This is a genomic window from Tenacibaculum aiptasiae, assembly GCF_965221665.1.
GTDB classification, from domain to species: domain Bacteria; phylum Bacteroidota; class Bacteroidia; order Flavobacteriales; family Flavobacteriaceae; genus Polaribacter; species Polaribacter aiptasiae.
Genome location: NZ_CBDCSN010000003.1, coordinates 653,555 through 666,692, shown reverse-complemented (window position 1 = coordinate 666,692; position 13,138 = coordinate 653,555). Strand labels below are relative to the sequence as shown.

Here is a 13,138-nt window from a genome sequence, read left to right as displayed (position 1 = left end):
TTTATTCATTAAATTCTTTTGGATATTCAACAGTTCCACTAACACCTTTCAATCCATCCTCTACTAACTCAATTACCATACAATTCTCTTTTGGAACTTCAAATGGCAACTCAATACCATATTCACTTGCTTGCTTGTATCCAAATCGTGGATAATAATTTTCGTGTCCTAATAAAACAATTGATGTATATCCTAAATCTGTTGCTTTTTGATGTGCTTCAATAATTAGTTTCCCACCTATTCCTCTATTTTGATATGTTGGTAATACTGAAACTGGTGCTAATGCTAAAGATTCAAATTCATTCATAGCATTTTTAATTTTTAACTTGGTAATTAAAATATGACCAACAATTTTTCCGTCTATCTCTGCAACTAAAGATAATTCTGGTATAAAAGCTTCTGATTTTCTTAATCTTTCTACTAAAAACTGTTCTTTATGATCACTAAACTGCTCGTCTTTAAAGGCTTTTTTTATTAAACTGAAAACTTCTTTAAAATCGGTTATTCTTTCTTGTCTTATATTCATTTTCATTAGATTAATTTATATAGGAAGTAATTTGAAATATTGTATAGCATTTTATAAGCGAATATAGTTAAAAATAGACTTTAATAAGCATTACTGCTACGATTATGCGATAAAGTCAATTCATTTCATCTGTATTTATTTTAAGTTTTATATAACAATAAATTATTATTTTCTTTTCTAATTTTTTAACCATGAAATTGGGTAAAATTGAAAAAAATATGTAGGTTTGATGTAAAATAAAACACAACAAATTCAATGGAAATTACTGCGAATAATCCTAATAGAAAATCTTGGTTAACTGTTAAAGAAGACTCTGATTTCCCTATCCAAAATATTCCTTTTGGAGTATTTATTACTAAAGACGATATTATTACTATTGGTACTAGAATTGGTGATTTTGCTATTGATTTAGGGGCCTTACACCAACTTGGATATTTTGAAGGTATTCCTCTTACTGATGATATTTTCTTACAAGATACTTTAAATGACTTTATTGCCGACGGTAGAAAAACTTGGCGTTTAGTTAGAAATAGAATTGCCGATATTTTTGATGTTACTAATGGTAAATTACGTGACAATGCAGATCATAAAGACAAGGTAATTTTTAGAATGGAAGATGTAGAAATGCAATTGCCTGTTGCTGTAGGTGATTATACAGATTTCTATGCTAGTAAAGAACATGCTACAAACGTAGGTTCTTTATTCCGTGATCCTGAAAATGCTTTATTACCAAACTGGTTACACATACCTATCGGATACCATGGAAGAAGTTCTTCTATTATTCCATCAGGAACACCTATTCGTCGCCCTTTAGGACAACAAAGACCTAGTGAAGGAGAAACTACTCCTAACTTTGGTCCTTCAAAATTATTAGATTTTGAATTGGAAATGGCATTTATAACTACGGCTTCTAACCATCTAGGAGAACGTATTCCAATCGAAGAAACTGAAGATTATATTTTCGGATTGGTATTATTTAACGATTGGTCTGCTCGTGATATACAAGCTTGGGAATATGTGCCGTTAGGTCCTTTCTTAGGAAAGAACTTTGCTTCTACTATTTCTCCTTGGATTGTTACTTTAGATGCTTTAGAGCCTTTTAGAGTTGAAAATCCTAAACAAGTTCACGAACCTTTACCATACTTAAGAAAAGAAGGAAAAGGAAGTTATGATATTAACTTACAAATGGCTATTCAACCAGAAAATGCAGAAGAAACTGTAGTTTGTAATTCAAACTTTAAGTATATGTACTGGACTATGGCTCAGCAATTAGCACATCATACTGTAAATGGATGTCCTGTAAACGCTGGAGATATGATGGGAAGTGGAACTATTTCTGGTCCTACTAAAGATAGTTTTGGTTCTATGCTTGAATTAACTTGGAGAGGTCAAAATCCTATTAAGATGAATGATGGTACAGAACGTAAGTTTATCAACGATCACGATACAGTTATTATGCGTGGATATTCTAAAAACGATAAAGTACGTATTGGTTTTGGTGAGTGTGTTGGTAAAATTTTACCTGCTATAGAATAGTAAAACCATATAATTTATAATAAAAAGATGCTCATTTTGAGCATCTTTTTTTATTTATAATCTTTATTTCTTTTTTAACCTAGTAATATAATACAAGCCAACAACAACAAAAAAAGCACAGGTATAAAAAGTAATAGGAATCTTTAAAATATCATCTCTATAATACCAACCAGAGAAAAATGCACCAAGCCCAATTCCTGCCTCTAAAGCAATATACATTGTTGCTATAGATTTTCCTTTGGTTAATGGATTACTTAGATCTATTGTCCAAGCATTAATTGTTGGCGATAAAATCCCCATAGCTAAACCATATATGGCTGCGCTAATTAATAAGCCATTTTTAAAATTTAAATAGCCCAATAAAACCAGTGAAATAGCTAAAACTAAAAGTCCTATTTGGATCACTATTATTCTTCCGTATTTATCAGAAACTTTTCCTGCTATCATTCTTATAAATAAAGACGAAATTGTAAATACAATAAAAAATGTTCCCTTATTTATAATTGTTAAATGCTCACTCCAATCTGGTATTAAGGTTAAAATAACTCCAAAACCTAAGTAAGTTACAAATGTTATAACTGCTGACGGCAATGCTTCTTTAGCAATTATATCTCCTTTAGCTATTTTAAATGTAGCATACTGTATTTTTTGAGTATTGATTAAAGTTTCTTTTACTCTAAAAATTAATACAATAGATAGCAATGCTAGTAATGATGAACTATAAAAAAGAATCGTATAACTTGTATAAAGTTTAATATAACTCCCCAAAGCTGGCCCTAAGGCTAAACCAGAACTAAAACAAAGTCCTTGAATTCCCATGGCCTCTCCTAGTCTATTTTTAGGTATAATGTCTGATACATAAGCTGCAATGGCTGTTGGACTAAAACCTGTAGAAAACCCATGTAATAAACGTAAGAATAAAAATCCTGATACAGTTGTTAAAATTGGATATAAAGCCCCACAGATAATACAAACTAACGCACCAAAAATCATAATTGGTTTACGCCCAACAGTATCTGTAAGCTTACCACTAAAAGGTCTTGATAAACCTGCTGTTAACGTAAACAATGCAATAATTAATCCTTTGTATTCTGCTCCTCCTAAACCACTTATATAATTTGGTAATTCAGGAATTAACATATTGTAACTTGCTGAAAAAAATAACGAGCTAATACAAACAAGAATAAAACTTGTAGAATATAATTTAGTGTTTGTTGTTTTCATTTAGAATGATGTAAATACTTCTTCTATTTCTTTTTTTGAATAATCCCATATTAATTTCGATCCATTTTCAATTGGACTCGTCTTTTTTAATACTTTGTCCAACGGAACATTGTATTCTTTCCAAGTTCCTCCACTATTAGAAACATTTTGTAAAATAGGTTCAAAACGATCCATTGCTTTGGCAAATTTGGCTTCATTGGTTTCTCCTTCTTCAAATTCTAACCATATCTCAATAAATTCCTTAGCCTGTTTCTCTGGTAATAATCCAAATATTCTTTTGGCAGCTTTTAATTCTTCAAAAGTATTTTTATGGTTCTTATCATTATCAAAAATAAAAACATCTCCCGAATCAATTTCAACAATGTCATGAATCAAAACCATTTTTAAAACTTTTAAAATATCTATCTTAACATCAGAATGTTCTGCTAAAATAATTGTCATCATTGCTAAATGCCAACTATGCTCTGCATCATTCTCACATCTATCACTATTAAACAACCTTGTTTTTCGTTGTATATACTTTAGTTTATCTATTTCTTTTATAAAATTTATTTGCTCTAAAAAACCCTTCATGTAATTCATTATTTATAATTTTACACTGCAAAAAACTAGCTATTATAATTCTTATAAAAGGACAAATGTCCCAACTATAAAAATGATTCGAATAAATCCTGATTTTCTATCCTATGTTGAAGTTCTAGTTGAAAAACATTTAGATTATTTTACACTAGAAAAGTATACTTCAAAAGAGATTATTTTAAAACAAGATAAGCGCTATCATTCATTATTCATTATCAAAAGTGGTATTACTAAATGCTATTTATCTGATGAAAATGGAAAAGATTTTATTCAAGAATTCTTAGGAGAAGGAATGGAATTTGGTGAATTAGAAGTTTTTAGTGGAAAATTAAGCTTTTGTAGCATTGAAGCCATTTCTGAAGTAGAGTTATATAAAATTTCTCACCAAAACTATACTCAATTACTTGAAAACGATCCTATTTTTAATAGACTTGTGATGAAATCACTTGCAGCTAAAATTGCTTACAAAGCACCAAGACACTCTTTTCAACAATCGTATTCTATTGAAGAAAATATTTTAAAACTAAAAAAATCCTATCCAAACTTCGATAAAGTATTTTCTAAAAAAGATATTGCTAACTATTTAGGAATTACGGTTCGTAGTTTAAATAGGACTCTAAATAATTTGAACTAAGAATCTATTTTTTATTCTTCTTCTGGAGGTGGATGACCGTGAATTTGTTCGTAAACTTCATCAAAATTATTACGTAAATACGTATTTAATTTCTTTCTATAATCATCTTGTAACCAATCTATAAAATTGTGTGTACTCTTACAAATACACTTAGAATATCTAAAAATTCTATCATCAATATCACCACCTAGTTTTTTAGCTAAAATTAAAGCATCAAAAACGTCTTCACTATTTTCAATACAAAGTTTTGCGTGGTGTTCTATTGATTTTTCAAGTACCTTTTTAGAAGATTGACCTGCCTGAATTGTATCTACATACACTCGTTTTACATCAAAATATAAATCGGTAGAATTTGAAAATTCTTCTTTTACATCTGCAGGTAATTCATATCTAAAATCACTTTCAATTTCTTCATCTGATAATAAATTATCTAAATAGAAATTAGGTGATCTAAACATTTTTTGCCAATCTAAATCAGCTCCCCAAGGTCCAAAACGGTGGAAATTATTACCTAAATCAATTACATTGAATTCAGATTTCCCTGGTAAAATACGAGAACCTCTACCAATCATTTGGTAGTATAATGTTAATGATTTTGTAGCTCTATTTAAAATAATAGATTGTACTGATGGTTCATCAAATCCAGTTGTTAAAATACTTACAGAAGTAATAATAGCATTTGGTGTTTTATGAAACCACTGTAATATAAAATCTCTCTCTTTTTTAGTATTTGTATTATCTAAATGAGCAATTGGATATCCTGCTTTCTTAAAAGTATCAAATACATGTAATGAAGTATTAATACCATTATTAAAGATAAGTGTTTTAGTTCCTTTAGCACGTTCTTCATAAGCTTGTAAAAGCTTAGATAACATGTCTGTATTTGTATATAAATCCTCTGAAGACTTTACGGTATAATCACCATTGGCACCAACTTCTAATGACGTTAAACCTACATTATATGAATATACATTTGCTTTTGCTAAATATTCATTCTGAATTAAGTTACCAATACTTTCACCAGCAATTAACTCATCATAATTATCTCGCATTGGTAATTTGATATTCGAACTTAATGGAGTTGCTGTAACACCAAGAACAAACGACTTATCAAAAAACTTAAATAATTTGGTAAACGAATTATAGTGAGCCTCATCAATAATTACTAATCCAACATCTGAAATATCTAACATATCGTCGTTCAAACGATTGTTAAGTGTTTCAACCATTGCTACAAAACAATCATATTGACCTTGATCGTCTAAGCTAGCTTTACTATCTATAATTTTATTTTCAACACCAAATTCGCTTAGCATTCTAGCTGTTTGCTTACAAAGCTCTATACGGTGTGTCATTATCAAAACTTTCTTTTGATAATGTTTTAAAAATTGACGTGTAATTTCTGAGAAAATTACTGTCTTCCCTCCTCCTGTTGGTAACTGATATAACAGATGATAATTTGGGGGAGCATTTTCAAAACTTTTAAAAATTCTATTAAGCGCATCCTTTTGGTAGCTATATAAGCTTTTTCCTTTAGGAGCTTGTGAAGTCGTCGTTGTTTCGTTACTCAATTTTAAACTTTTTTGGGAGACGCAAAATTACGATGTATTTAGATAAATACAACAATAAACACTAGGTTTTTTAAAAACTTTTTAAATCAATTTGAGCAATACTATAGTGTGAAGCATGTGCTACAGCTATTCCATTTTTAATTACCAATAACTGAGGTGATTGGTGTAAAACTTGAAATTCATACCCTACCTCATTTGATAAATCCCTATAAGAAAGTAAATCTAAATAGTACACTTTAAAGTCTTTCATCGACTCATCAAAACTGTTTACAAAACGTTTTATAGCCATACTACTAATACCACATCTTGTCGAATGCTTAAAAATAGCTACAGCTTCATTTTTAGATTGTTTTTTGATTTCTTCTAATTGATTTATTGAAGTTAAAGGAATCCAATTTACAAATGATTGTTGTTCCTCTTTTTTAGCTTTTTTACTACCAAATATTGAATTTAATATACCCATTACTATTTTTTTGATTCTGTCGCCTCAATTTACAATTCCTTTCAACAAGTCAAAAAGTCAGTGAAAACAATAAAAACAAAGACATTTTGACCGTTTTATTCACTTTTTTTTGAATGGTATTGAATTTGAAATCTACAAAACATGAATTTTAACAATTATACAATAAAATCACAAGAAACCATTCAACAAGCGCAGCAATTAGCGCAAAGTTATGGTCATAATCAAATAGAAAATGAGCATATTTTTAAGGCTATTTCTTTAGTTGATGAAAATGTGTTACCATTTATATTAAAAAAACTCAACATCAATTTAGATGTTGTACAGCAAATTTTAGACAAACAACTAGAAAGTTACTCTAAAGTTTCTGGTGTCGATATAATGCTTTCTAGAGAAGCAAGTAAAACTTTAAATGAAGCAAGTATTATTGCAAAAAAAATAAACGATGAATACGTATCTATCGAGCATTTAATACTTGCCATTATAAAATCTAAAAGCGGAATTGGACAAGCTTTAAAAGATCAAGGAGCTACTGAAAAGTTAGTCATGGCTGCTATTAATGAATTACGTAAAGGAGATCGTGTTACATCTCAAAGTGCAGAAGAAACGTATAATTCATTAAATAAATATGCTAAAAACTTAAATCAATTAGCACAAGATGGAAAATTAGATCCTGTTATTGGGCGTGATGAAGAAATTCGTCGTTTACTTCAAATTTTATCAAGAAGAACAAAAAACAATCCAATTTTAGTAGGTGAACCAGGTACTGGTAAAACTGCTATTGCAGAAGGTTTAGCTCATAGGATTATCCGTGGTGATGTTCCTGAAAACTTAAAAGAAAAACAAATTTTTTCTTTAGACATGGGGGCTTTAATCGCGGGAGCAAAATACAAAGGTGAATTTGAAGAGCGTTTAAAGTCGGTTGTAAAAGAAGTTACTACTTCAGAAGGTGACATTGTTTTATTTATAGACGAAATCCACACATTAGTTGGTGCTGGAGGCGGTCAAGGAGCTATGGATGCTGCTAATATTTTAAAACCTGCCTTAGCTCGTGGTGAATTAAGAGCAATTGGTGCCACTACCCTAGATGAATATCAAAAGTATTTTGAAAAAGATAAAGCTTTAGAACGTCGTTTTCAAAAAGTATTGGTAGATGAACCAGATACTGAAAGCGCTATTTCAATCTTACGTGGTATTAAAGATAAGTACGAAACGCATCATAAAGTTCGTATTAAAGATGAGGCCATTATTGGAGCTGTAGAATTATCGCAACGTTATATTACCAATCGTTTTTTACCAGACAAAGCCATTGATTTAATGGATGAAGCTGCTTCTAAATTACGAATGGAAATCAACTCTAAGCCAGAAGAATTAGATGTCTTAGATCGTAAAATAATGCAGTTAGAGATAGAAATTGAAGCTATTAAACGAGAAAATGATGAAATAAAGTTAAAATCGTTAAATGCAGATATTGCTAACTTGAAAGAAGAACGCAATGAAATAAATGCTAAATGGCAATCTGAAAAAAGTGTTGTAGATGCTGTTCAACAATTAAAAACAGATATTGAAAACTACAAAGTAGAAGCTGAAAAAGCTGAACGTCAAGGAGATTACGGAAAGGTTGCTGAAATACGTTATGGTAAAATAAAAGAGGCTCAGGAAGCATTAGAAACACAACAAGAAATTTTAGCAAATCAAAGTGAGAATGCTTTAATTAAAGAAGAAGTTACTTACGATGACATTGCAGAAGTTGTTGCAAAATGGACTGGTGTACCTGTAACTAAAATGTTACAGTCTGAAAGAGAAAAGCTTCTAAAATTAGAAGACGAATTGCATAAACGTGTTGTTGGACAAGAAGAAGCTATTGAAGCTGTTTCTGATGCTGTACGTAGATCAAGAGCAGGATTACAAAATCCTAATAAACCAATTGGAAGTTTCTTATTCCTAGGAACTACTGGAGTTGGTAAAACAGAATTAGCAAAAGCTTTAGCTGATTATTTATTTGATGATGAAAATGCAATGACTCGTATTGATATGAGTGAATATCAAGAACGTCATTCAGTAAGTCGTTTAGTTGGAGCACCTCCAGGATATGTTGGTTATGATGAAGGTGGACAATTAACCGAAGCTGTTAGAAGAAAGCCATATTCGGTAGTTTTATTGGATGAAATTGAAAAAGCTCATCCTGATACTTTTAATATTCTTTTACAAGTTTTAGATGAAGGTAGATTAACTGATAATAAAGGTCGTGTAGCTGATTTTAAAAACACGATTATTATTATGACTTCAAATATGGGAAGTCATATAATTCAAGAAAAGTTTGAAAACTTTAAAGGAGATGTTTACTCTACCATGGAAACCGCTAAAACTGAAGTTTTAGGATTATTAAAACAAACAGTTCGTCCTGAGTTTTTAAATAGAATTGACGACATTATTATGTTTACACCTTTATTGCAAGATAATATTAAGCAAATAGTGCAATTACAGCTAAACAGCGTAAAGAAAATGGTATCAGAGCAAGGAATTACTCTAGATGCTACGGATGAAGCTATTGGTTATTTAGCTGAAAAAGGTTTTCAACCTGAATTTGGAGCACGCCCAGTAAAACGTGTCATACAAAAACAGGTATTAAACCAATTATCTAAAGAAATATTATCAGGTAAAATAACAACTGACAGCATTATTTTATTGGATGCTTTTGACGATAAATTAGTTTTTAGAAACCAATCCAATTTAGTAGAAAATTAATAGTTTGTTTATCTATAGTTATTTAGAAAAGTCAAAACCTTTGTGTTTTGGCTTTTCTTATTTATAGGAATCTAATAATTTCCTATTTTAGTAGAAACAATACAGCCATCAATGAATGAATTTCTACTTAAACTACTCATAAACATTGTTATTTCAGTCATAATAATTCGTTTTATTTATTATAAATCGAACAAGAACAGCGATTATGTTTTTACCTATTTCATTATCGGATTAATCGTTTTTTTGCTTTGTTATCTCCTTAAAAGTATTGAATTACAACTAGGTTTTGCTTTAGGGCTCTTTGCTATTTTTGGAATTATCCGCTACAGAACTTCGGCTATTAGTATTAAAGAAATGACTTACCTATTCTCCATTATAGGCTTATCTATTATTAATTCTTTAACCGAATGGCATTACTATAAAGAGCTTATACTTTCAAACATCATCGTTATAGTTTTTATTGGAGTATTAGAAAAAATCTTCATGCATAAGAAATTAAAAACCACTACAATTACTTATGCTAACACTGAAAACTTTAATCTTCAAGATGAACAAGAATTAATAAAATCTATTGAAAAACAATTGAACATTACAATTCAAAAAATTGATGTAAAAAAGATTGACTACCTTAACAACACCACGGATATTGTTATCCATTATTCTACAATTTGATGAAGCCTTTAATTACAATAGTAACTTTTTTATTTCTTGCGTTTAACTTACATGCGCAAAATTATAAAGGCAGTTTAAAAACAATTGAAGAATTTAATAAGCTATCTCACAAACCATTATCTAACAAATATGGCTTTGTAAAATCGCTAAAAATAGTTTACAACTTAAAAAATAAAAAACTGTATTATACCAACAGTAAAACTTATAAATATCACTATGAGTTTGTTATAAACTACTTAGAATACAACATTCCTTTAGACAATTTCAACAAGTATAATTACAAAGAACAGCACAAAAACAAACGATTCTTACTCGCCAATATTAACTACTATCAAAACCTAAACACTTATACTTTAGAGCTATCTCCTGCTGATAAAATGAGTGTTCAAGACATTATTTTTCTATACAATAAGATTAAAAGTACTTCTTATTTTAAAAATTTTAAGTTCTTCTTAAACACATCTAGATTAGTTAAAGAAAAAAAACAGTTATCAATTCCTACAATTTCAGCAAATGAGATTTATGGCAACCAAATTTATCAACCTATTTCTTTAAATAAATCTTATGGAAAACTACGTTTCATTGACATTGATAATTTAGAAAATGAAAAAATCGACAAGACTGATATTGTTGTGGTAAACAAACCTGTTTTAAGATTACCCATTGTAAATGGAGTAATTACTACTAGAATGCAAACACCTTTAAGTCATATCTCAGTTTTAGGGATTAATAGAAAAATACCTGTTGCAACCTATAAAAATGCTTATACCAACCCTCTTCTAAAAGAAAAAAATGGAAATTATGTTTCTTTTGAAGTTAAACCAGACACTTTTTTAATTAAAACTATTTCAAAAAAGAAATTTGATAGAAAAACTAAAGAGAGAAAAAGAAAATTAAAAGATTTAGACATTAACAGTAAAATTGATCAGTTAATTTCTGGAAAGGACTTACATCATAAGATGATTGATGCTGTAGGTGGAAAAGCTGCTAATTTTGGAGAATTATACAAGTTATCTTTAAATTCTAATTTTAAAGTTCCAGAATGTTCTTTTGCAATTCCTTTTTACTATTATTTACAACATATTAAAAAACATAATATTGATAAACTCATCCATAAAACTATTGATGATTATAATACATTTAAAAATGATAGTTTGCTATTTATCAACCTAAAAAAAATAAAAAAAGAAATAAAAAAAGCTCCTATTGATTCTGTATTAATCGCTAACATCAATAAAAGAATTAGTAGTAATTGTAATTATGATAGAATTCGCTTTAGAAGCTCTACCAATGCAGAAGATATTATTGGTTTTAGCGGTGCTGGTTTATACACATCGAAAACTGGTGTTTTAAATGATTCAAAAAAAACATTTGCCAAGGCTATAAAAAAAGTTTGGGCTAGCCTATGGAACAAATCAGCATTTTTAGAACGAGAATTATTTAATATCAATCAAAAAACAGTAGCAATGGGAATTTTAGCACATCGTTCTTTTCCTAATGAAATAGCAAATGGTGTAGCAATTACAAAAAACTTATATCGAAAAGATTTTTATGGAAATGTCATCAATATCCAACTAGGTGAAGAACCAGTTGTAAATCCAAATAAAGATATTGTAAGCGAGCAAATTTTATGTTACGAAGGAGCTGATGTTGAATTATACTCTAATAAAGAAGTTATTGAAGTTATTACCTATTCAAGCTTAAGTAAAAACAAATTGATACTTTCTGAAGATGAAATTTTAAATTTATCAAAACAACTTTATACTATAAAAAAATACTTTTATAAAAAAGTTTATAAAAGACGAAAAACCTTTCTTAATTTTGGCTTAGACATCGAGTTTAAAATTGATGGCAATAATAGAAATTTATACATTAAACAAGCTAGATACTTTAACGATTAGGAAATGAAATACTTTAAACTTTTTATCTTATTATTCATCATAAGTTCTTGTACTAAAAAAGAAACTGTTACAACAACTTACTATTTAATTCGTCATGCCGAAAAAGACAGAACTGATGCTACTAATAAAGATCCTAATCTAAATGAAAAAGGATTAGCTCGAGCAAAAAAATGGGCTGAAGTTCTTAAAGATGTTGATTTCGATATGATTTATGCTACTAACTACAAAAGAACACAACAGACTGCTGCTCCGACGGCAAAAAATCAAAATTTAGAAGTACTTTCATACAATCCAAAGAATTTATTTGATTCAGAATTTGAAAAAGCAACTAAAGGAAAAACAGTTTTAGTGGTTGGTCATAGCAATACAACTCCGACTTTAGCTAATAAAATTTTAGATGAAGAAAAATATGATTTTATCAATGATCGTAATAATGCAAATTTGTACATCATTACAACCATTGATAATGTGAAGTCTCCTACTTTATTAAAAGTAGATTAACTTCTATTGGTTTAATTTAATTTGAACATTTTCTAGAATAATTTCAGAAACTTTTTTAAGTTTTCCTTCATCGTATAATTTATCGATCTTATAAAAATCGATGTCTTTATTTAAAGGTTTGTAGTTATTATAATCTACAATACGAATTCCGTCGACCAACGTTTCTTTTTTTACATCTCTAAAACGTATTCCTCCACCATTTGTATGGTATTTATAAGCTAAATAATCTAACTGAAAGTTATCTTTAGAAAACCAATAAATAAACACATCGTCAAAATCGGTTCCACCACCCTCTTCACTAAAAGTTACTTCTATTTTGTAATAGTCTTTTCCTTTTACGATAGTTTCCTCTAATATTTTCTTAAAAACAGCTTTATCATTTAATCCTAAAGGTAAAATTGAGAAATAATGTACTGAGTTTACCGAATTTCCATACCCTTTTTGTTTTTTCTCTGATAATTCAACCAAACTATCATTTACATATCGTTTAAAACTATCATTTGATAATATATCTTTAATAGTTAAAGAATCTTTTTTTTCTTCTTTAATAAATTCAAAAAGACCATTATTCCTGTTAGCTTGATAAAATTTCTTTCTAAAATTAAAAGAAATTGTAGCATTTTTTAACGCACTCAAATTAGAGTTTTCTATTGATTTGTCTACTATCTCTTGTGCTGTAAACTGAGGTTTACAAGAAACTAAGAATAGTATACAAATTGCATACATATAACGCATAAGTTTTATTTTACTGTTTGTTTTAACAAAACTACAAGAATATTATATGAT

Annotated in this window: 12 protein-coding genes; 6 read left to right on the top strand and 6 right to left on the bottom strand. The window is 29.0% G+C overall.

Annotated features, from left to right (window positions below; genetic code table 11):
* Position 1: 1 nt before the first annotated feature.
* Positions 2-532 carry a GNAT family N-acetyltransferase gene (locus ACOQN8_RS14905; RefSeq protein ID WP_420553260.1) on the bottom strand — a complete coding sequence of 177 codons (531 nt, stop codon included), beginning with the start codon at positions 530-532 and terminating at the stop codon, positions 2-4.
* 249 nt (positions 533-781) lie between these two features.
* Here ACOQN8_RS14905 and fahA point away from each other — a divergent pair, with 249 nt between their 5' ends.
* A complete protein-coding gene (gene fahA / locus ACOQN8_RS14900) occupies positions 782-2,062 on the top strand; it encodes a fumarylacetoacetase (protein ID WP_235275421.1) in 1,281 nt (426 codons plus the stop codon).
* Positions 2,063-2,125: 63 nt separating this feature from the next.
* Here fahA and ACOQN8_RS14895 read toward each other — a convergent pair whose 3' ends face one another.
* Both ACOQN8_RS14895 and ACOQN8_RS14890 read right to left on the bottom strand, forming a co-directional pair.
* Complete coding sequence (locus ACOQN8_RS14895; RefSeq protein WP_420553259.1) at positions 2,126-3,286, bottom strand: MFS transporter; 1,161 nt, start codon at positions 3,284-3,286, stop codon at positions 2,126-2,128.
* Positions 3,287-3,868 (bottom strand): HD domain-containing protein, encoded by a 582-nt coding sequence (locus ACOQN8_RS14890; RefSeq protein ID WP_420553258.1) that lies wholly within the window; start codon positions 3,866-3,868, stop codon positions 3,287-3,289.
* Between the two features lie 73 nt (positions 3,869-3,941).
* On the opposite strand from ACOQN8_RS14890, the gene ACOQN8_RS14885 reads away from it, so the two are divergent.
* Positions 3,942-4,499 (top strand): Crp/Fnr family transcriptional regulator, encoded by a 558-nt coding sequence (locus tag ACOQN8_RS14885; protein ID WP_420553257.1) that lies wholly within the window; start codon positions 3,942-3,944, stop codon positions 4,497-4,499.
* Positions 4,500-4,510: 11 nt separating this feature from the next.
* Here the strand turns inward: ACOQN8_RS14885 and ACOQN8_RS14880 are convergent, their stop codons facing one another.
* Together ACOQN8_RS14880 and ytxJ are read right to left on the bottom strand one after the other, a co-directional pair.
* Entirely contained in the window at positions 4,511-6,070 is a 1,560-nt protein-coding gene (locus ACOQN8_RS14880) for a DEAD/DEAH box helicase (protein ID WP_150898713.1), read from the bottom strand.
* A 70-nt stretch (positions 6,071-6,140) separates the two neighbouring features.
* Positions 6,141-6,533, bottom strand: a complete 393-nt coding sequence (gene ytxJ, locus ACOQN8_RS14875; protein WP_150898714.1) for a bacillithiol system redox-active protein YtxJ — start codon at positions 6,531-6,533, stop codon at positions 6,141-6,143.
* A 141-nt stretch (positions 6,534-6,674) separates the two neighbouring features.
* Here ytxJ and clpB point away from each other — a divergent pair, with 141 nt between their 5' ends.
* From clpB to ACOQN8_RS14855, 4 genes are all read left to right on the top strand, one after another.
* Positions 6,675-9,278, top strand: coding sequence for an ATP-dependent chaperone ClpB (gene clpB / locus ACOQN8_RS14870; protein WP_420553256.1), 2,604 nt, complete (start codon positions 6,675-6,677; stop codon positions 9,276-9,278).
* Positions 9,279-9,389: 111 nt separating this feature from the next.
* Positions 9,390-9,950: a DUF4956 domain-containing protein gene (locus ACOQN8_RS14865; protein ID WP_420553255.1), complete on the top strand. Its 561-nt coding sequence runs from the start codon at positions 9,390-9,392 to the stop codon at positions 9,948-9,950.
* Entirely contained in the window at positions 9,950-11,851 is a 1,902-nt protein-coding gene (locus ACOQN8_RS14860; RefSeq protein ID WP_420553254.1) for a PEP/pyruvate-binding domain-containing protein, read from the top strand. Before ACOQN8_RS14865 ends, ACOQN8_RS14860 begins: the two co-directional genes overlap by 1 nt.
* 3 nt (positions 11,852-11,854) lie before the next feature.
* Positions 11,855-12,352, top strand: a complete 498-nt coding sequence (locus ACOQN8_RS14855; protein ID WP_420553253.1) for a SixA phosphatase family protein — start codon at positions 11,855-11,857, stop codon at positions 12,350-12,352.
* A 3-nt stretch (positions 12,353-12,355) separates the two neighbouring features.
* Here ACOQN8_RS14855 and ACOQN8_RS14850 read toward each other — a convergent pair whose 3' ends face one another.
* The gene (locus ACOQN8_RS14850) at positions 12,356-13,078 is read right to left on the bottom strand and encodes a DUF6503 family protein (RefSeq protein ID WP_420553252.1); all 723 of its coding nucleotides are present in this window, start codon (positions 13,076-13,078) and stop codon (positions 12,356-12,358) included.
* Positions 13,079-13,138: the final 60 nt, after the last annotated feature.

Excerpts from the sequence above, each read along its gene's own strand:
- ACOQN8_RS14905 (WP_420553260.1), bottom strand. The coding sequence starts at position 532 with ATGAAAATGAATATAAGACAAGAAAGAATAACCGATTTTAAAGAAGTT.
- fahA (WP_235275421.1), top strand. The coding sequence starts at position 782 with ATGGAAATTACTGCGAATAATCCTAATAGAAAATCTTGGTTAACTGTT.
- ACOQN8_RS14895 (WP_420553259.1), bottom strand. The coding sequence starts at position 3,286 with ATGAAAACAACAAACACTAAATTATATTCTACAAGTTTTATTCTTGTT.
- ACOQN8_RS14890 (WP_420553258.1), bottom strand. The coding sequence starts at position 3,868 with ATGAATTACATGAAGGGTTTTTTAGAGCAAATAAATTTTATAAAAGAA.
- ACOQN8_RS14885 (WP_420553257.1), top strand. The coding sequence starts at position 3,942 with ATGATTCGAATAAATCCTGATTTTCTATCCTATGTTGAAGTTCTAGTT.
- ytxJ (WP_150898714.1), bottom strand. The coding sequence starts at position 6,533 with ATGGGTATATTAAATTCAATATTTGGTAGTAAAAAAGCTAAAAAAGAG.
- clpB (WP_420553256.1), top strand. The coding sequence starts at position 6,675 with ATGAATTTTAACAATTATACAATAAAATCACAAGAAACCATTCAACAA.
- ACOQN8_RS14865 (WP_420553255.1), top strand. The coding sequence starts at position 9,390 with ATGAATGAATTTCTACTTAAACTACTCATAAACATTGTTATTTCAGTC.
- ACOQN8_RS14860 (WP_420553254.1), top strand. The coding sequence starts at position 9,950 with ATGAAGCCTTTAATTACAATAGTAACTTTTTTATTTCTTGCGTTTAAC.
- ACOQN8_RS14855 (WP_420553253.1), top strand. The coding sequence starts at position 11,855 with ATGAAATACTTTAAACTTTTTATCTTATTATTCATCATAAGTTCTTGT.
- ACOQN8_RS14850 (WP_420553252.1), bottom strand. The coding sequence starts at position 13,078 with ATGTATGCAATTTGTATACTATTCTTAGTTTCTTGTAAACCTCAGTTT.